At 41.0% G+C, this 17,996-nt stretch carries 16 protein-coding genes and 1 other RNA gene; 6 read left to right on the top strand and 11 right to left on the bottom strand.

Annotated features, from left to right (window positions below; all coding sequences use genetic code 11):
• Positions 1-46: 46 nt before the first annotated feature.
• Complete coding sequence (locus AK825_RS08375) at positions 47-856, bottom strand: response regulator (protein ID WP_068036212.1); 810 nt, start codon at positions 854-856, stop codon at positions 47-49.
• 369 nt (positions 857-1,225) lie between these two features.
• Here AK825_RS08375 and AK825_RS08370 point away from each other — a divergent pair, with 369 nt between their 5' ends.
• The 3 genes from AK825_RS08370 (at position 1,226) to AK825_RS08360 (ending at position 3,377) form a co-directional block, all read left to right on the top strand.
• Positions 1,226-1,897, top strand: a complete 672-nt coding sequence (locus tag AK825_RS08370) for a dienelactone hydrolase family protein (protein ID WP_068036210.1) — start codon at positions 1,226-1,228, stop codon at positions 1,895-1,897.
• A 185-nt stretch (positions 1,898-2,082) separates the two neighbouring features.
• Positions 2,083-2,553: a hypothetical protein gene (locus AK825_RS08365; protein WP_068036208.1), complete on the top strand. Its 471-nt coding sequence runs from the start codon at positions 2,083-2,085 to the stop codon at positions 2,551-2,553.
• 383 nt (positions 2,554-2,936) lie between these two features.
• Positions 2,937-3,377 (top strand): hypothetical protein, encoded by a 441-nt coding sequence (locus tag AK825_RS08360; protein ID WP_068036206.1) that lies wholly within the window; start codon positions 2,937-2,939, stop codon positions 3,375-3,377.
• A gap of 165 nt (positions 3,378-3,542) precedes the next feature.
• Here the strand turns inward: AK825_RS08360 and ssrA are convergent.
• From ssrA to ppsA, 7 genes are all read right to left on the bottom strand, one after another.
• Positions 3,543-3,901: a transfer-messenger RNA gene (ssrA, locus tag AK825_RS08355) on the bottom strand.
• A gap of 113 nt (positions 3,902-4,014) precedes the next feature.
• Positions 4,015-5,337 carry a questin oxidase family protein gene (locus AK825_RS08350; protein ID WP_068036204.1) on the bottom strand — a complete coding sequence of 441 codons (1,323 nt, stop codon included), beginning with the start codon at positions 5,335-5,337 and terminating at the stop codon, positions 4,015-4,017.
• A gap of 292 nt (positions 5,338-5,629) precedes the next feature.
• The gene (gene rplI, locus AK825_RS08345) at positions 5,630-6,148 is read right to left on the bottom strand and encodes a 50S ribosomal protein L9 (RefSeq protein ID WP_068036202.1); all 519 of its coding nucleotides are present in this window, start codon (positions 6,146-6,148) and stop codon (positions 5,630-5,632) included.
• A gap of 26 nt (positions 6,149-6,174) precedes the next feature.
• The gene (gene rpsR / locus AK825_RS08340) at positions 6,175-6,405 is read right to left on the bottom strand and encodes a 30S ribosomal protein S18 (protein ID WP_010198808.1); all 231 of its coding nucleotides are present in this window, start codon (positions 6,403-6,405) and stop codon (positions 6,175-6,177) included.
• 16 nt (positions 6,406-6,421) lie between these two features.
• Positions 6,422-6,826, bottom strand: a complete 405-nt coding sequence (gene rpsF / locus AK825_RS08335; protein ID WP_068036200.1) for a 30S ribosomal protein S6 — start codon at positions 6,824-6,826, stop codon at positions 6,422-6,424.
• 232 nt (positions 6,827-7,058) lie between these two features.
• A complete protein-coding gene (locus AK825_RS08330; RefSeq protein WP_068036197.1) occupies positions 7,059-8,051 on the bottom strand; it encodes an RDD family protein in 993 nt (330 codons plus the stop codon).
• A gap of 128 nt (positions 8,052-8,179) precedes the next feature.
• Complete coding sequence (gene ppsA, locus AK825_RS08325) at positions 8,180-10,564, bottom strand: phosphoenolpyruvate synthase (RefSeq protein ID WP_068036195.1); 2,385 nt, start codon at positions 10,562-10,564, stop codon at positions 8,180-8,182.
• A 519-nt stretch (positions 10,565-11,083) separates the two neighbouring features.
• Between ppsA and AK825_RS08320 the strand changes: the two genes are divergently transcribed.
• From AK825_RS08320 to sthA, 3 genes are all read left to right on the top strand, one after another.
• Entirely contained in the window at positions 11,084-11,980 is an 897-nt protein-coding gene (locus AK825_RS08320; protein WP_068036193.1) for a pyruvate, water dikinase regulatory protein, read from the top strand.
• A gap of 82 nt (positions 11,981-12,062) precedes the next feature.
• Complete coding sequence (locus tag AK825_RS08315; RefSeq protein WP_068036191.1) at positions 12,063-12,467, top strand: DUF4377 domain-containing protein; 405 nt, start codon at positions 12,063-12,065, stop codon at positions 12,465-12,467.
• 106 nt (positions 12,468-12,573) lie between these two features.
• A complete protein-coding gene (sthA, locus tag AK825_RS08310) occupies positions 12,574-14,223 on the top strand; it encodes a Si-specific NAD(P)(+) transhydrogenase (RefSeq protein ID WP_068036189.1) in 1,650 nt (549 codons plus the stop codon).
• A gap of 68 nt (positions 14,224-14,291) precedes the next feature.
• Here sthA and AK825_RS08305 read toward each other — a convergent pair whose 3' ends face one another.
• From AK825_RS08305 to AK825_RS08295, 3 genes are read right to left on the bottom strand one after another with little or no spacing between them, the layout of a single operon-like run.
• Positions 14,292-15,500, bottom strand: a complete 1,209-nt coding sequence (locus tag AK825_RS08305) for an ABC transporter permease (protein WP_068036187.1) — start codon at positions 15,498-15,500, stop codon at positions 14,292-14,294.
• On the bottom strand, positions 15,500-16,789 hold the full coding sequence (locus AK825_RS08300; RefSeq protein WP_068036185.1) for an ABC transporter permease: 1,290 nt from the start codon (positions 16,787-16,789) through the stop codon (positions 15,500-15,502). The genes AK825_RS08305 and AK825_RS08300 overlap by 1 nt, the downstream gene beginning before the upstream one ends.
• 3 nt (positions 16,790-16,792) lie before the next feature.
• Positions 16,793-17,947 carry an efflux RND transporter periplasmic adaptor subunit gene (locus tag AK825_RS08295; protein ID WP_082787216.1) on the bottom strand — a complete coding sequence of 385 codons (1,155 nt, stop codon included), beginning with the start codon at positions 17,945-17,947 and terminating at the stop codon, positions 16,793-16,795.
• Positions 17,948-17,996: the final 49 nt, after the last annotated feature.

Raw genomic sequence — 17,996 nt, 5'->3', positions numbered from 1 at the left:
AAGTGCTATTTAAAGTTGTAAAATGCCAGTACTAAGTGAGATATAACTAGGCAGGACATAATGCATAACCCAGTCCGCGATGCGTATGGATGACATCAATGCTAGAATCGACAGCCGCTAGCTGCTTGCGAATTGACTTGATATGGCTGTCTATCGTTCGCGCTAGGCGATGATCTGGATAATCGCTCACTGCATTTAACAGCTGTTCACGGCTGAAGACTTGATTGGGCGCTTGTAATAAGGTTAATAAAATTTTGCGTTCCGTATTGCTAAGCTCAAGTTTTTGATCTTGCCACTTTAAAGAGTAATTGAGCGGTTGGTAATACCAGATACCAGACTGGCACTCAAAAGTCAACGCTTGCCCTGACATATTATGAGAAGAGGATGCGCTAGATGAGAGGCTAGGTGAAGTGTCGTCAGTCGCATTATCTATTGCTGTTTTATGAGCAGTGCTTTGCTCATACAGTAACTGTTCACGTCGCCAAATAGCTTTTAAGCGTGCGACCAATTCTCGCGGACTAAAAGGCTTTGCACAATAGTCATCAGCGCCCATCTCTAAACCCAAGATACGATCGACCTCATCACTACGCGCGGTCAAAAATACCACAGGCACATCTTTTAGCGTGCCAATAGCAGGCGTATGGCGTATTTGTTGGCATAAACTTAAACCATCACCATCTGGTAGTCCTACATCCAAAATAATAGCTGATAAGTCTTGCACCTCATTACTATGTAGCATCGGCAGCACGCTACTAGCATTATCTAGCCAAGTTATTTTCCAGCCTTCACGTTTGCAAGTAACTTTGAGAGACATAGCAATAGCGGGGTCATCTTCTACCAATAAAATATGGGTCATAGGCTTTATATCGTTGTATAAGAAAAAATAATTTATGATGAATTGGCGTGAATAACGCTCATAGATATACGAACATTGAAAAATAATAATAGGGCGTCATAAAGTAGCTAGAGTGCTATGCCAAAATTATTAAATTATCGTAGCATAAAAGCATGGTCATATTTTGCCATCTCCTATCAAACGATGTGAAAAATTGATGGAAATTGGATTGGTTAATCTATGAGTTTTTGATTAGCAGTTTTGCTTAAAGGCTGTAAAATAACGGGCATTATGATAATAAAGAAGAAACTAGAGGTATGGCAAATGCCTCTACTATTGGAAATATGAGTTTTTAAATATGTGGTTTTCTATAAAAGGAATACAGGAAATATGAATAATTATTTAGATGCGGTCATTGTTGAGCATAATCCATCACAAAAGAATATAGATAGAGCTGTTATTTGGTTACATGGTTTGGGTGCTAGCGGTCATGATTTTGAGCCAGTCGTACCGCAGTTAGGTTTGGCTGATGATATGGCAGTACGTTTTATATTTCCGCATGCACCTAAGCGTCCAGTGACTGTCAATGGTGGTATGGTGATGCCAGCATGGTATGACATCTTGGAGATGAGTCTTGAACGCAAAGTCGACATCGCTCAGATTGAAGAGTCTACGCAGCAAATACATGATTTGATTAGTCGTGAGATTGAGCGTGGCGTGTTACCTGAACATATTGTCATTGCAGGCTTTTCGCAGGGCGGGGCAGTGGCTTATCATGTCGCCCTGGGTTATCCAAAGCGCTTGGCAGGATTGATGACGCTATCTACTTATCTTGCGACCAATGATAACATCGACTATAGTGCTGCTAACAAAGACATGCCAATACTAATTGAACACGGTACTCATGATCCTGTTGTGCCTGTTATTCTGGGTGAGCAGGCACATCAATTACTAGCAGCGAAGGGCTATGGTGTTGAGTATAATACTTATCCGATGGCACATCAGGTGTGTATGCCGCAGATTCAAAATATCGGTAAGTGGTTAAACAAAATTTTGAGTTAAAGTTCTTGAGATTCTGTTATTTTGAGAATATGCAATAAAAGCCAACCATATTATATGGTTGGCTTTTGTTTTATGTTACTACAACTAATCACAGTAAAAAGAGGGTTATCTACTTATAATGACCAATATAGTGGTATGAATAAATTTCTATAATATAGAGTTATAAGGTCCTTTGGAGAGTGACCATGCAACGCACGTATTTGGCTTTTTATATTGCCGATCACGGTAAGCTGCTAGACCGAATCATTAGTGTAATTGATGGTTCACCGTATAGTCATTGCGAACTGATAATCAGCGATCATGGTAATAAGTGCTATGATTGTATTAGTTCAAGCTATCGTGATGGCGGATTGCGACGCAAAAATATTGACATGTCAGGCAGTCACTGGGTATTGATACCAGTCATGTGTGATATGGGCTATGTCCTGCGCTGGTTTAATAAGCGCCGCAACTTCAAATACGATTACCTTGCTTTATTTAGACCTGAGATACCAGGATTTTATAACCCTGTATATCGCTTATTTTGTTCCGAAGCCTGTGCGGATATGCTGGAGCTGGTAGACCCTGGAAGTTATGGCCTCAAAAAGCTATATCGATGGGCTATATTAAATTCTACTACTAGCTTATTAAATGAAGAACCAGATGATCTTTTTTGAAGTTTATTAGGGCATGTCTTCAATTCAATTAATTATCATCTAAATGGACTAAAAATGGCTAAATTTTGCCAAACAGCGTCAAATAGCTAGTTAATATCTCGATATTATCTGCGCTATTTTCCTTGTTTGACTGCAATTTATGGTGATGTGTCAAAAAGTATGCTGATTAGAATTTGAACAATTCTTGAAGCCTTGAAAGCCCTATAGAATCAGAGAACTTAGCATAGATTTCTTATTGACTTTTATCGCCAGCATACTTTTTAGAACACCACCAAATTTATAAGGTCATTAATCCACAAATTCGTTAGTTAAAATGTCAGAGCAATTTTGAAGTTCAGCAAAGTCTAAAATTTGACAGATGAAGAAACTTCTGGAGATTTGCTATGAAAATTACTTATTTGGCTTTCTATATTGCTAAGCAGGGTAAGGCACTAGACCGTATTATTAGTATGATTGATCGTTCACCCTACAGTCATTGCGAGCTTGTAATTAAGAACTTAGGTGGGCAGCGCTATGATTGTATTAGCTCAAGCCATCGTGATGGTGGTTTGCGTCGTAAGACCATTCATATGGAGCCTAGTCACTGGGTGTTGATACCAGTTATGTGTGATATCGACTATGCTCTACGTTGGTTTAATAGGCGTCAAAACTTTAAGTATGATTACCTTGCTTTAATTAGAACTGTAATTCCGGGGTTTTATAATCCTGAACGTCGATTGTTTTGTTCTGAGGCCTGTGCAGATATGTTAGAGCTGGTAGACCCCGCAAGTTACGGTCTTAGGAAGCTATATAAATGGGCTCTCGACAATCCTGCTACGCAATAAGCAAGCTAATAGCAGAACTATAAAGAAAGGGTTCAGATAATAGCCTAAGCATATAATTTTGAGCCTGAATACAGAATGTTGCCAATTAGACTGCAAACATACCAAGGCTAGGGATTTTAAGGATAAAAAAAACCGACCACTTTGAGTGATCGGTTTTTTAATATTTGGTGGAGATGGCGGGAGTTGAACCCGCGTCCGCCAGCATTACGCTCATGAATCTACATGTTTAGTTTCTGTCTTTGGCTTTAATCCGCACCGATCCGACAGTCAGGATGGATTGGACGATTCTCTACTTTTGAACCCAAGCGATTGAGACAATCCCTTGTGGCGAGCCTACATGCGGACGCTTCAACTTAGTTAACCAACTGTAGGTGATCAGCAACCAAGTAAGCAGGGTTTAAGCTGCTAGAGCGTAAGTTTCGTCGTTTGCGACTATAACAATATATGTTTGATTAACGAGAGGACATACACTCTCGACATGCATCATTGAGTTTCATCACCAGCGTCGAAGCCAGAACATCCCCAATAGAACGACGTATTATAATAGACATAGCCAGTTTTGGCAATAGGGTAATGCTAAGTCGTTACACTTGATAACACACCTATGATAAACATCTAAGAATATGTAAGTGTTAAATCACTGCTTATTTTTACTTTCTGAAGCTTTCATTAAGGCATTACTAAACCATAGATTATCTTGCAGCTCGCCATCCATATTAGGTTTTGTTATATTTCGAGCCGCTTTAACATAGACCTCATGTGATACTTTTGAAAATGACTGCCATTCAGCCCAGCGCCTCAAAACATAAACTGCTTTTGGCACATGCTCATCAAAACTGTCTGTAGTATATTGTAGGGTTTGTAGCCACCATGCTTTTAGCTCATCATTTAATTGATAACCGCTAGTCTTAGTGTCTTCTTTATCAGCAAGCCACTTTTTAAGTAGAGTAGCTGTATCAGTCATTCCAGGACTTCCCTGAACTATGATAGTAGCCACCAGTGCTCTAAACCAATAACCCAAAGTATTGCGCTGAGCGCTTTCATCAAGATGTGGCAATACACATAAAACAGCGTATAGGCTCGTTAGTCCATGAAGTATAAAAAATTCATTGTCGCTGCTGTGTAAGGCAGTTGCGGCAATAACAGTCAGCTCTTCGATTGATGAAGTTAGATCTTGCCCGATATCAGGCAGTTTAAGCCTCACCATCTCATTGAGAAACAGCGACATCGACTCTTCTGGATTATCAAAAGTGATTAATCGCTGTTGGAAACCACCTCTATTTAGCCTTTTGTAGTCTTCAGTTTTACTTAACCAATCGGCTTCTTCAGTCAGTTGTGATATTCTAACATCGTTTAAGATTTGCTCAAGTGCTTCTATAGGGCGTGGTGCATCAGGAGACCAAAGCTGATGTTCGGTATGGATTGAGCCGGTAGCTAATGGTTGGAATGCGGTTGCCATATATGCCAACCCTTCCGCTGCCATGTCATCAGAGTCAACATCAACGGCCCAGCCCGTATGTATCAAAGGATGAAACGCAGCGCCTGCCATACCTTCTGATAGCATAGGGTAGTAGCGTTTAAGGCAAGCGCTTAACCCTAGCTCTGCTATTTTTTTATCAAAAAAATCACGATATAAAGGAAAGGCAATCCGAATAGACTGCAAATTATTTAACCAGTTAGCATCGGTTATTTCTGTGTAATCAATCAGGTTACTGCGAGGCGCTTCTAACATTTCTGGCTCTCTTACAGCATTTTCAGAAGTCTTGTTAGTAGCATTATAGGTATAAGTATCTTGCCACCACTGCATTTTTTCTTGACTAGCACCAGCAGCGTCTAATGCAATCCAATTATGAGTGATATGATTTGATAAGTAGTCACCATATTCAATGTGCCAGTTTCTACCACGCTTAAGCCACTCATGCAGATGGTCAGAATAATTTGGCTTTGAGTAAAATGTCATGTGAACACTCTAATTCATAATAATCGTATAACGCTAAAGCGATGCTTATCTCACTATTTGGCATTATGATAAGAATCTAAAATAGGTTAATAACATTTATAGTAATAGGCTGTTGCTTCTATATCAAATAGTTTTACGTAGAAATACTTTGCAAGCTTCATCCTACAGCATATTCTCATATAGTGCGTGATACTGAAATAGTCCCCAAGACTCTATAATTATTGAGAAACAAAAAAAAGCCAGTAACTTGAAGTTACTGGCTTTTTTAGACTTGATTCAAACTTTCTAAAGATTACTCTTCAGAATAGTCTTCGTTTTCGTCTTGTGCTTCATTTTCGTCATCAACTAAATCTTCGTCATTACCATCTTCAGAAAGAATAGTAACTAAGATGCTAGCAGTAACGTCATGATGCAATTGGATATCAACGTTATATTCGCCAACTTGACGTAAAGCGCCTTCTGGAAGTTTAACTTCAGAGCGATCAACTTCTAAGCCTGAGTTAGTTAACGCTTCAGCGATATCACGAGTACCGATAGAGCCGAATAGTTTGCCTTCGTCACCTGATTTAGCGCGCATGATGACATTAACATCAGTTAATGCGTCAGCACGTTCTTTGGCGGCATTGATTTCTTTTGCCTCTTCAGCTTCAAGTTCAGCACGACGTGCTTCGAACTTTTCAACGTTAGCTGCCGTAGCAGGTAGCGCTTTGCCGTGAGGGATAAGGAAGTTACGTCCGTAACCTGGTTTCACATCGACAGTTTCACCGAGTTTACCAAGGTTGACGATACGCTGTAACAAAATAATTTGCATGAGTCATTCCTAGTTAAAGTTAACGGTTAACCCTGATGGTTATCAGTGTATGGAAGTAGCGATAAATAACGAGCTTGCTTGATAGCAGTCGCTAGTTGACGCTGATATTTAGTAGATGTACCGGTAATGCGGCTTGGTACAATCTTGCCATTATCACTGATATACTGTTTTAGCAATTCAACATCTTTATAATCGATGTGAGTGATGCCTTCAGCAGTGAAACGGCAGAATTTGCGACGGCGATAGAAACGTGCCATGAGTATTCTCCTTTAATTAGTCTTCACTGTTGTCGTTGTCGTCATTATCGTTTTCACGACTGTCTGGACGACGAGTAGTTGCTTTGCGTGCGCGTTTTTCATCGGCATTCTTAGCTAACTGCGACTCTTCAGTGATAGCGTCGTCACGGCGCATAACTAGGCTACGAATGATCGCGTCGTTATAACGGAATAATTCTTCAAGCTCAGCTAAAGTCTCACCGTCAGTCTCAATATTGAAAAGAACGTAATGAGCTTTGTGAATCTTGTTGATTGGGTAAGCCAGTTGACGACGGCCCCAATCTTCTAGACGATGGATAACACCGCCATTGTCTTGAACCAACTTGATATAGCGTTCAACCATGCCGACCACTTGGTCGCTTTGGTCTGGGTGTACAATTAACACCAGCTCGTAATGTCTCATTTGGACTCCTTACGGATTAGTAGCTATTAACCCTATGTTAATAGCAAGGAGATTTATAAGGTAAACTCAATCTCATATAGAGAAGGTAAGCTTAGGTTATAAAGCGCCGTATTATAGCAGTAGTCGTGTACTAACACAAAGGTTAATACAGTCGTCTGCTAATAAATAAAAAGCAACGACTAAGCGCTGCTTCTTGCAAACAGATATGATTTTAAATAACGAAGTGTTTTAGCTACTTTATTTTTGGTTGCTTGACCAATTGACTGCTATCAGCTTTTACTACTAAAGTCTTAGCCAACTTATCATGCCAACCAATATTTTCAGGACTTCTAGATGCCATATAATAATGAACAGCAATGACAACAAATCCTAAGAAACTCGTGAATGAGAACAATAAATTGTAGATAATAAATAGTACCAATGTACGCATGCCGATAAGTTTGATAAACGACGGTATACGGTGTGTGGTTTGATCGACCACGCGAATACCGGTAATTAATTTACCAAGAGACTGTCCACGTAATGTAATAAATACCAGTTGTAGGGCGAATAGACCAAAGACCATAACTTGTGACATCATTAAGGTAGAGCTAGGTAAGCTCTCCATGAGTGTCATCGAGTACTGATAAGCGGCATCCATATTCTGAATATCTTGGAACTTTGAGTAATCTACATCCATTTTGGTCAATGCTAGTACTAACGGAAAAATCGCTAATATATATAATAGGCCATTAAGTGCTGTTGCCAATACGCGTGACATAATAGGTGCAAGGACCACATCGCCAAGTACTTTGTCTTTACTATTGGCAAGTTTGGTCGTACCAGGTTTGTTCAATGATACATTTTTATTTGGCGTATGATGACGGTTGGACGTCATGCCACCTTTAGCATTCTTGTCAGTATTACTTTTTGGGCGTTCAGGCTTACCATATAATCTATCAAGAGACACGTTTTTGCCATCGCGACTATTAGTATCAGAGTCTTCAGGGAATACCGTCACATTATTAATGATAGAGTCGTTAGGCGTAGGAATGTTAGCAGGACTATAAAGAGGTTGGTTACCTGTCAAGTCTCCAACACGCTGCCACTTATCTAAGCCTTCATGCCATACCAAATCATCTAATAATACCTCACCAGATGTCAGCATAATATTGAGTTGATCCAAAGTATATGGACCAGCTTGTACGTTATTTCGAGCAAGGAAAATCTGCATAATTGCCTGCATAGTTAGTCATATCTTAAGTCGCTACTGTAAGCCATAGTATTAGGGTCTATTGAGGATTTTTCAAATAGACCCTAATGATTACTTACTTAATGACTGTGTGAATTACTGCGGTGACTTAACGTTACAGCTTATTGTACTTCTTCACCAGCTAAGAAGAACCAAGTATCTAATACTGAGTCAGGGTTAAGTGACACTGAGCTAATACCTTGTTCCATAAGCCAAAAAGCAAGATCTGGATGGTCTGAAGGACCTTGACCACAGATACCGATATATTTATCAGCTTTACGGCAGGCATCAATCGCCATCGACAATAATTTCTTAACGGCAGGATCACGTTCATCAAATAGATGTGAGACGATACCTGAGTCACGATCAAGACCAAGAGTAAGTTGAGTTAAGTCGTTTGAACCAATTGAGAAGCCATCGAAGTGCTCAAGGAACTCTTCTGCTAGTAAGCAGTTAGTTGGTAGCTCACACATCATAATGATGCGTAGACCATTTTCACCACGTTTTAGACCATTTTTCTCTAGCAACTCAATGACTTGGGCTGCTTCACCAACAGTACGTACGAAAGGAATCATAATCTCGACGTTGGTCAAGCCCATCTCATCACGTACACGCTTAAGCGCTTTACACTCAAGCTCAAAGCAGTCACGGAAGTTATCAGAAACGTAGCGGCTAGCACCACGGAAACCAAGCATTGGGTTCTCTTCTGATGGCTCGTATAATTTACCACCAAGTAAGTTGGCATATTCGTTTGATTTAAAATCTGACATGCGAACGATAACTGGTTGATCCATAAAGGCAACGGCTAACGTTGAGATACCTTCGACCAATTTATCAACATAGAAATCAACAGGCGATGCATAACCTGCAATACGCTCATTAATCGCTTGTGCCACTTCACGTGGTAAGCTGTTCATATTTAACAATGCTTTTGGATGTACACCAATCATGCGGTTGATGATGAATTCAAGACGGGCAAGACCGATACCTTCGTTTGGCATTTGCGTGAATGAGAAGGCACGATCTGGGTTGCCAACGTTCATCATAATTTTAAATGCAAGCTCTGGCATAGACTCAATAGAGTTGGTCTGAATTTCAAAATCAATTTGGCTCTCATAAATAAAGCCTGTATCACCTTCAGCACAAGAAACGGTGACGTCTTGACCATCAACCAACAATTCGGTGGCATTACCACAACCAACGATAGCTGGAACACCAAGCTCACGCGCGATAATCGCAGCATGACAAGTACGGCCACCACGGTTGGTGATGATCGCAGAAGCACGCTTCATGACTGGTTCCCAATCCGGATCGGTCATATCTGAAACTAAGACATCGCCGTCTTGTACTTTGTCCATCTCATTTAAGTTGCTAACGATACGTACTTTACCTGCGCCGATACGTTGACCGATTGAACGACCTTCACATAATACTTTTGCGTTGTTAGTATCGATGATATAACGTTCCATGACATTGCTATCTTGGCGGCTTTTTACCGTTTCTGGACGGGCTTGAACGATAAAGATTTCATTCGTATCACCGTCTTTTGCCCATTCGATGTCCATTGCTTGACCATAATGCTTTTCGATGGTCACTGCTTGTTTGGCAAGGTCAGTCAGCTCTTCAGTTGATAATGAGAACTGCATGCGCTCTTCTTTTTCGACATCGACAGTTTTGACCGATTTAGTCGTGCTGCCTTCATCACCATAAATCATTTTCTTATGCTTGCTGCCTAGGTTACGGCGAATAATCGCAGGCTTACCATCAGCAAGTAGGCGTTTTGATAAATAGAACTCATCAGGGTTTACCGCGCCTTGAACGACCATTTCACCTAGGCCATAGCTTGAAGTGATAAAGACCACTTGATCAAAGCCACTTTCGGTATCTAGGGTAAACATAACGCCAGCTGCGCCTGTTTCTGAACGTACCATACGTTGTACAGCAGCAGATAAGGCAACGCCTTCATGCTCAAAACCTTTATGTACACGATAAGAGATAGCACGGTCATTATAAAGGGAGGCAAATACTTCTTTAATAGCGATAAGGACGTTATCAATACCGCGAATGTTCAAAAAAGTCTCTTGTTGACCAGCAAATGAAGCATCTGGCAAATCTTCAGCAGTTGCAGAAGAACGTACAGCAACAGCGATATCTTTGCCATCACTCATCTCTTCGAATGATTTGCGCACCTCTTGCTCAAGATCTTTTGGCAATTCTTGTTCAATAATCCACGTACGGATTTTTTTACCCGTAGCAGTAAGCTTATTAACATCGTTAACATCTAGCTCTTTAAGCTCGCTGTTAATCTTGTCAAGCAAACCTGTTTCAGTCAAAAAACGATTGAAAGCATTTGAAGTTGTAGCAAAGCCGCCTGGGACGCTAACGCCCAAATCAGACAGATGACTGATCATCTCACCAAGCGAAGCATTCTTACCACCGACCATGTCAATGTCGTTTTTTCCTAACTGATCAAGATTGATCACAAGTGCTGTAGATTGAGCTGCCATGATAACTCCAGAAAATAAGGTTATTTAGTAAGGATTATAACGGTAAATTATACCGCTATATTTGGACAATTTCGAGGGGTTAAGCCAAAAAACTTATGAAAAAGATACAAATTATAGAGTTCTGCAATAAACAATCGCACTATTGTCTCACTTATCCGAATATAAAGCAGCTAATTCAGTCTAAATGTGCCTATAAATTATATGCCTATATGTAGCGCATATAATTTTAATAGTGCAAAAGGTCTATGACAATCTGTAGCAAGAACCTGCTATTAAGGTTCGCTAGTTATGCTAACTTTGATTCCTATTAAGACGCTATTATGAGTATAATGTAGAGCATGAAATATCAGGCGTATATGACAATGTAACTATTGATCTACCTATTTATATTATAGGAATGTGTTATAGCTGCTTATTGAATGTGCGTCACACAGCGACTTAATTATCGTACTTAATTAGTATAAGTATAATGAGTCAATTAAAGCTTACTATTGAGGTTTACACTGAGGTTTTCAAGTTATGTACTCTAACAATCCGTCCGAGCAAAATAAGCCTACTATTCAAAATCATCACGCTTTAAGTTTAGATAACTCACAAACTATAAGAAGTGCTTTTTTTATCTCTGATGGTACTGCCATTACTGCCGAAACGTTGGGTCGTTCTATATTGAGCCAGTTTGCCTCGGTACCATTTGAAACATGTGTATTACCCTATGTTGATAGCATAGAGCGCGCGGAAGATGCAGTTGAGAAGATCAACATGGCCTATCAGCGCGATGGATTATTACCATTAGTCTTCGATACTATTGTCAGTCCTGAAATCCGTGAGAAGATTAACTCTGCGCACAGCTGCAACTTGGATATGTATGAGGGTTTGATTGGACGTATCGCTGAAGAGACCGGAGTAGAGCCTGATGGTCACTCTGGCCATGCTCATGACAATGTCGACTCTGAAACTTATAAAGAACGTATTGATGCGGTACATTTTGCCTTAGACAATGATGATGGTGCACGCACTCGCCACTATAGTATGGCAGATATTATATTGATTGGCGTGTCACGTTCAGGCAAGACACCAACGTCTCTATACTTAGCTCTACAATTCGGTATTCGCGCTGCCAACTACCCGCTAACTGAAGATGATTTGTATGATAATCAGCTGCCAAAAGCGCTGCGTGAGCATAAAGACAAGCTATTTGGTTTGCTAATTGATACTGATCGCTTAGTAAAAATCCGTCAAGAACGCCGTGCGGGCAGTCGTTATTCGAGCTATCAGCAGTGTCAGCAAGAGCAGCGTGCCATACAAGGTATCTATATCACTCATGGTATTCCAAGCCTAGATGTCTCAGAGATGTCGGTTGAAGAGATTGCTACTCGTATCTTGCAGATGACCGGTCTCAAACGCCGCATTGGTTAATTTCGCTTACGGTTGTTTTCTTCGCCATACCATACAAACTATATAAACGTTGCTATATATTTATCACCAAATAGAGAGTGTTATGAGTCTATCCCATAAATCTAAAAAATCTCCCTTATTATTGATGGGCTTGCTATGCAGTACAGTTTTGCTCAGTGCCTGTCAATCATCACCTTTCGCACGCGAACCAGTCCCTGAACCGCGCTATATACCTACTATTGTTTTAGGTGAGGCACAGACTTTAACGATTATGCCAGAGCGAGTGGCTTGTGCATCGGCACTACCAATGCAGTGTTTGCTAGCCAAATCTAGTAAAGATGGTTCAGTATTTCAGATTCCTTATGATTGGATTGATGACTTTACGCCAAGCCTTGGTACAGAATATGTGATTAGCGCACGTCCGCAAGTTGATGAAGAGCGTCAGAGTTTAAACGGGCACTGGACATTGCAAAATATCTTGTCACAACGTATGGTGGGCACGCCATAACATCATGATCTTGACTCATGTATATATTGATTCATGCACAGTTCGCTTATGACTAACATAAATAGCTTAATGATTAAGTAGTAAATAAATAACTAAAGAGGATATCATGGGAAGCAAACGCAAAGATGATACAACTAATGATACTGGTAGCGACACTCATACCGAAGTATCAAATAAAGACAGTGGTGCTGCACCTGTCACATCTCCTGAGCAGACCGAAGATAAAAATAAGCAAGAACAAATTGAGCAAACCCACGACCAAGTCACTGAAGATGTTATGCATCACCCTGATTTGGTCAATCCGCTAGATGATACGCGTATTGATATCAAATCAGGCTTCACTAAAGATTCGCAACGTATAAAAGGTGATAAGCATAAGTTTGAATACGATGCTGTGATATTAGGTGCAGGTCCTGCTGGTGAAGCTGCTGCTATGAAGCTTGCTAAGTCTGGCAAAAAAGTAGTGGTTGTTGACCCGCGTGATCAGGTCGGTGGCAACTCTACGCATGTAGGTACGATTCCGAGCAAAGCGCTGCGCCAATCAGTATTCAACTTGATTAACTTCCGCCGTGATCCGATGTTCACTAAAGCTATGGAATATAAGCAAGTACCTCTAAATAAGGTGCTAGCAAATGCCCGTAAAGTAATACGTAATCAGGTCAGCACCCATACGCGCTTTTATGAGCGCAATCAAATTGAAGTCATTCATGGTTGGGGAAGTTTTTTAGATGCCAATACTTTGCGCATTGAGACTGATGAAAATATTTTTGAAAACATTACCTTCAATAAAGCGATCATCACGGTTGGTAGTCGACCTTATCGTCCTGAAATTTTAGATTTTGATCATCCGCGGGTCTTTGATTCTGACAAAATCCTACAAATGGATTATGTAGTCAAAAAAATCATCATTTATGGTGCGGGTGTCATCGGCTGTGAATATGCTTCAATTTTCACTGGCCTTGGCTATAAAGTTGATCTAATCAATAACCAAAACCAATTACTAAGTTATCTTGATAGTGAGATTAGTGATGCTATTGCGCATGACTTTAGACAGTTTGGTGTGGTCATTCGTAGTAATGAAGAGATTGACTATTTGGAGACTCATGATGACTATGTCATATTGCATCTAAAGAGCGGTAAAAAAATCAAGTCCGATGCGATTTTATGGTCAAACGGTCGCTCAGGTAATACTGAAGGACTAAATTTAGAAGCCATTGGTTTAAAGGCTAACGGCCGTGGACAGCTTAAAGTAGACGATACTTACTGTACAGAAGTTGAAAACATTTATGCCGCTGGTGACGTTATCGGTTGGCCATCTCTGGCTTCAGCTGCTTATGACCAAGGACGCTGTGCGGCGGCATTTATGGTTGGCGATAGTGATGCAGAGCCAGTATCGAGTGTACCAACTGGTATCTATACGATTCCTGAAATCTCAAGTATTGGTAAAACTGAGCAAGAATTAACGGACGAAAAAGTCCCTTATGAGGTGGGTCAAGCATTCTTTAAACACTTGGCGCGAGCGCAAATTATTGGTGAACGTTCTGGGGTATTGAAGATATTGTTCCATCGTGAGACGCTTGAAATCTTGGGTATCCATTGCTACGGTAATCATGCTTCAGAGATTATCCATATCGGACAGGCTGTGATGAAGTGTAATAATACGCTGGAGTATTTTGTAAATACGACGTTCAACTATCCAACGATGGCAGAAGCTTACCGGGTAGCAGCATTAAATGGTCTTAACCGAGTGTTCTAGATTTTGATTCAATACAAAAAAAGCACCTGTTATTTAGTTAGCAGGTGTTTTTTTTGCCTAAGTTATTTTCAAGAGGTCTTTATGACTTTTAAAGCAGACTCTTTTTGTGCTGTACGCCAACAAAACAGCATCAGTAAAACGAAATAAAACACCCATAGTGCAGCAAGTGCATAAAATCCTATGGAGACTTGCGAGATGCTTGCACCCATTTGATTAAGCTGTACAGAAGTATTGATAGCAGGAGTGGTAGGTGCTAGCCAGCGCACAATTTGTAGTATTTCTGGAAGTTGGTTGGCAGGCCAGGGATAGCCACTGACAAAGAATATCGGTAGCGAGCTAAAGATCAAAATCTGTAGACTACGCTCCCGCTGACGAAACCATAATCCGAGCACGCAGCCAAGTGTAGCTACTGTTGGACAGAATAAAAGCAAGAATAGCAAGCTGCCAAGCATATTTTGCCCACGCGGATAATGATGGAGCTCAAAAGCCCAGCCATAATAAAAGCAACCAATGACAAAGCTTAGCGAGCTTAATGCAGCAATTCTACCAAGCCAACCGCCTATAGTCGTCATATGACGACGTTGCTCATACCAAGTTCCAATAAGCATGGCAGTTGCCATCAGTAATGTTTGCTGCAATATAATAATAGATACCGCGGGCACTACGTAAGCCCCGTAACCTTCAGTTTGATTATACAAAGGAATAATCCGTAGCGGTACAGCTTGCGTGTTTTGCACCGCAGTAGACGAATAAGCGCCTTGTGCAATGCTTTTCTTGACCTCAATGCCCGCTGATACCGTACTAACCGCTTGTAGAAATCCCATCTGAACATTTTTATTCAAAAGAAAGTAGCCGCCATTACCCAGTACGCTAACACTGGCTGCCTTTCCTGATAGTACTTGCTGCTCAAGACCGCTTGGAATAATCAGGTAGCCTGCAATTTCATCTGACCATATTGCTTCTTTAGCCTGTTGTTCATTAAGAAAGCGTGTAGTATCAAGCTGCGGACTGGCACTAGCGTAGCGAACGATAGTACGTGATAGGTCGCTATTGTCCTTATCAATAATACCGACAGGTACATGATTGACTACTTCAGTTGAATACGGCCACGGATAAAAAAAACCATAAATAATGGGCGCAATAAGCAGCATCAAAATGACACCGCTATCGGTAAAGATATCTCTTAGCGTTTGTAAAAAGCTACCTAAAAAAGTTTGTAATGATGTTTGTGAAGGTAGAGTTGCTTTTGATGGTTTGTGCTTCTGTATATATGACATTAGCGGGCTCCCCAGCGTTCAGGATGCGCCAATGCGCGTTTGGTTAACAATGTGGTAATTACCATCGCGATAATGGTCGCAATCATTAGACCGTAAACAATCGGTAAAGAAATAGCCACTGGTGCTTGCATTTGTAATTGCGCGATATGTAGTTTTAGATAATGAGTTAAAGGTAGGGCGTCTGACCAATGCTTAGCACTATCGCTAATTGCGATATAAGGGAAAGTGACACCAGCGAAAGCGTAAGAGGGCGCAGATACAAAGCCTGTTGCAGATAAGCCTGCACGCAATGAAAATGAAGCTACCGTAAATATAGCACCGAGCCAAAATGACAATATCATCAACAGAACAAGCCCAATATAAGTAGCTAGCAAAGAAGTTAACGCAATCGTCTGCTGCGGTGTAGCAAGCCATAATGCCAATATCGACCAGATACTATAAGCTAATATAGGCCAAAAATACTTGCCTGTCAGGCCAAATAGTAGCATCGGAATACTGATGTTTTGAGTAGATTGTGATTTGAAGTTAGCATTATTAACTTGGCTATCAAGTTCTGTTAACTGTCTATGACTGTTGTTTAGTAACGTCAGGTTAGGACTACCTGTATCAATAAAACGATACCAACGACCGAGCTGCTTATCACGTAACTCACGACCAATGGTTGTCGCACCGATTACCATTGCTAAAATATGTAGTAGGGCAGGAATAACAGTTGAGGCCAAAAATTTCTGGTAGTCAGTTGCAGCATTAAATAAGCTGATGCGTTGAACAATAATAGGTGAATAAGCGATAGTCGCCTGTGATGGTGCCATGCCTTGTTTGACTAAGCGTTGAATTTCAATCCCAGCTGATAGAGTACCAGCTACCGTTTGTACACTTTTTTGAATGATACCAGAATGAGTACCGTATTGAGCATTGACTTGCAAGACTATAGGCGCAGGCTTGCCAGATAGAATGTTGCGCTCGAAGTCTTCTGGGATAATGACAACTGCATAAATATCGCGCTGCAAAATAGCTGCTTCAGCTACTGCTGGCGAGGGATATAGCTGTCTAACCGTAATATCCGGACTGGCTTCCAAATACCGTACTAATGTGTTGGCGACAGGACTATTATCTTGGTCAATTACGCCGATAGGTAAATCCGTAATTTGGGTTTGCGCAAAAATCCACCAAATGAGTAATATCGTGACCAAAGGTATCCAGACCACCACGGAGAAGTCCCAATGGTTTTTGGTTAAAAAACGACGCTCGTACGCAGCACTGCGCAGAAAAGCCTTGAACAGACGCATAACCTACTCTGGAGTCTGATTAATAGAAGTGGGGTCGATGTTCACAATGACACTCATCCCTGAACGGACGCGCGAGTCAGGAGTCATAGGTCGGGCTTTGACTTCAAAAGTACGTACATCAAAACCGTCGTCATTATTGGTTGGGCGCCAAGTCGCAAAATCAGACAATGTTGAGGTTGCATAAACGATGAATTGTTTAGTATGTGGGTTGTTAGCTGATGATAGTGCTGGAATAGTGCCAGTAAACTGCCGACCGATTGCAAATTGATTGAGATAGGTTTCGGTGACATTAAGTACTACCCATTGATCGTCTGTATTGACGAGTGTTAGGAGAGGTACACCTTGACCGATGACTTCACCAGTGCTGACAATCACATTATTTACAATTCCTGCAATAGGGCTTTTTAGGTTGGCCTCTTCTTTGGCGACTAGTGCTTCTTCTAACTGGGCATCGACTTGTGCCACTTGTGCAGTAGCTGCTGACTTATCTTCGCTACGAGTACCTTCTACCGCTAAGTCATATTGTAGACGTGCCGCTATTGTTTGATCTTTAGTCGCAAGATATTGTGCGAATGCCTCATCACGTTTTTGCCGAGCCATCAAACCTTCTTCATAAAGTCGGTTGATACGTTCATAAGTACTGGCGGCTAGATCAGAGGCAGCTTTATTGGCTTGCCAAGCAGCTTTTGCTTGAGCAATCTCTTGAGGACGCGCGCCATTTTCTGCTTTATCCAACTGACTCTGTGCCATTTGTTTACCAGCACGAGCTTGATTAATCTTTGCGTTAATCTCAGGCGAATCCATCTCAATTAGCTGCTGACCGGCAGTTACTCTATCACCTTCAGTGACCATGATTTGAGCGATACGTCCAGGCACTTTGGCTGCGATAGACGTTTGCTGCATTTGCATCTGCCCTTGCAAGGTGATGACTTGCGGTTCACTATTTTGGGCGCTTCTAAACAATCCGTAAGCGATGACACCAAGCACCATGATAACGACTAACGCAATAACAGATTTTTTGACTGTCGCCTTTTTTTTCGCTGATGTAGCCTTTGAGTTTAGGCGCTGATACTCAGGTGCTGGCTGTTCAGATTTAATATTATCCATAGGTTCAATAGGCGTGTTTTCTGCATCCGAGTCGTTGTGATGTTCAGTCATGAAAATGGTATTCCTAAAGCAATAAAGTTGAGAATGAAGGGTTTATTGT

The organism is Psychrobacter sp. P11G5, from assembly GCF_001593305.1.
Classification (GTDB): Bacteria; Pseudomonadota; Gammaproteobacteria; order Pseudomonadales; family Moraxellaceae; genus Psychrobacter.
This window is presented reverse-complemented; position numbering and strand designations above follow the sequence as displayed.

Bases quoted from the DNA above. Each gene is read 5' to 3' on its own strand.
- AK825_RS08320 (WP_068036193.1), top strand. From the start codon at position 11,084: ATGTACTCTAACAATCCGTCCGAGCAAAATAAGCCTACTATTCAAAAT.
- ppsA (WP_068036195.1), bottom strand. From the start codon at position 10,564: ATGGCAGCTCAATCTACAGCACTTGTGATCAATCTTGATCAGTTAGGA.
- AK825_RS08295 (WP_082787216.1), bottom strand. From the start codon at position 17,947: ATGACTGAACATCACAACGACTCGGATGCAGAAAACACGCCTATTGAA.
- rplI (WP_068036202.1), bottom strand. From the start codon at position 6,148: ATGCAAATTATTTTGTTACAGCGTATCGTCAACCTTGGTAAACTCGGT.
- AK825_RS08360 (WP_068036206.1), top strand. From the start codon at position 2,937: ATGAAAATTACTTATTTGGCTTTCTATATTGCTAAGCAGGGTAAGGCA.
- AK825_RS08305 (WP_068036187.1), bottom strand. From the start codon at position 15,500: ATGTCATATATACAGAAGCACAAACCATCAAAAGCAACTCTACCTTCA.
- AK825_RS08350 (WP_068036204.1), bottom strand. From the start codon at position 5,337: ATGACATTTTACTCAAAGCCAAATTATTCTGACCATCTGCATGAGTGG.
- AK825_RS08300 (WP_068036185.1), bottom strand. From the start codon at position 16,789: ATGCGTCTGTTCAAGGCTTTTCTGCGCAGTGCTGCGTACGAGCGTCGT.
- AK825_RS08330 (WP_068036197.1), bottom strand. From the start codon at position 8,051: ATGCAGGCAATTATGCAGATTTTCCTTGCTCGAAATAACGTACAAGCT.
- AK825_RS08375 (WP_068036212.1), bottom strand. From the start codon at position 856: ATGACCCATATTTTATTGGTAGAAGATGACCCCGCTATTGCTATGTCT.
- AK825_RS08315 (WP_068036191.1), top strand. From the start codon at position 12,063: ATGAGTCTATCCCATAAATCTAAAAAATCTCCCTTATTATTGATGGGC.
- AK825_RS08365 (WP_068036208.1), top strand. From the start codon at position 2,083: ATGCAACGCACGTATTTGGCTTTTTATATTGCCGATCACGGTAAGCTG.
- rpsF (WP_068036200.1), bottom strand. From the start codon at position 6,826: ATGAGACATTACGAGCTGGTGTTAATTGTACACCCAGACCAAAGCGAC.
- rpsR (WP_010198808.1), bottom strand. From the start codon at position 6,405: ATGGCACGTTTCTATCGCCGTCGCAAATTCTGCCGTTTCACTGCTGAA.
- sthA (WP_068036189.1), top strand. From the start codon at position 12,574: ATGGGAAGCAAACGCAAAGATGATACAACTAATGATACTGGTAGCGAC.
- AK825_RS08370 (WP_068036210.1), top strand. From the start codon at position 1,226: ATGAATAATTATTTAGATGCGGTCATTGTTGAGCATAATCCATCACAA.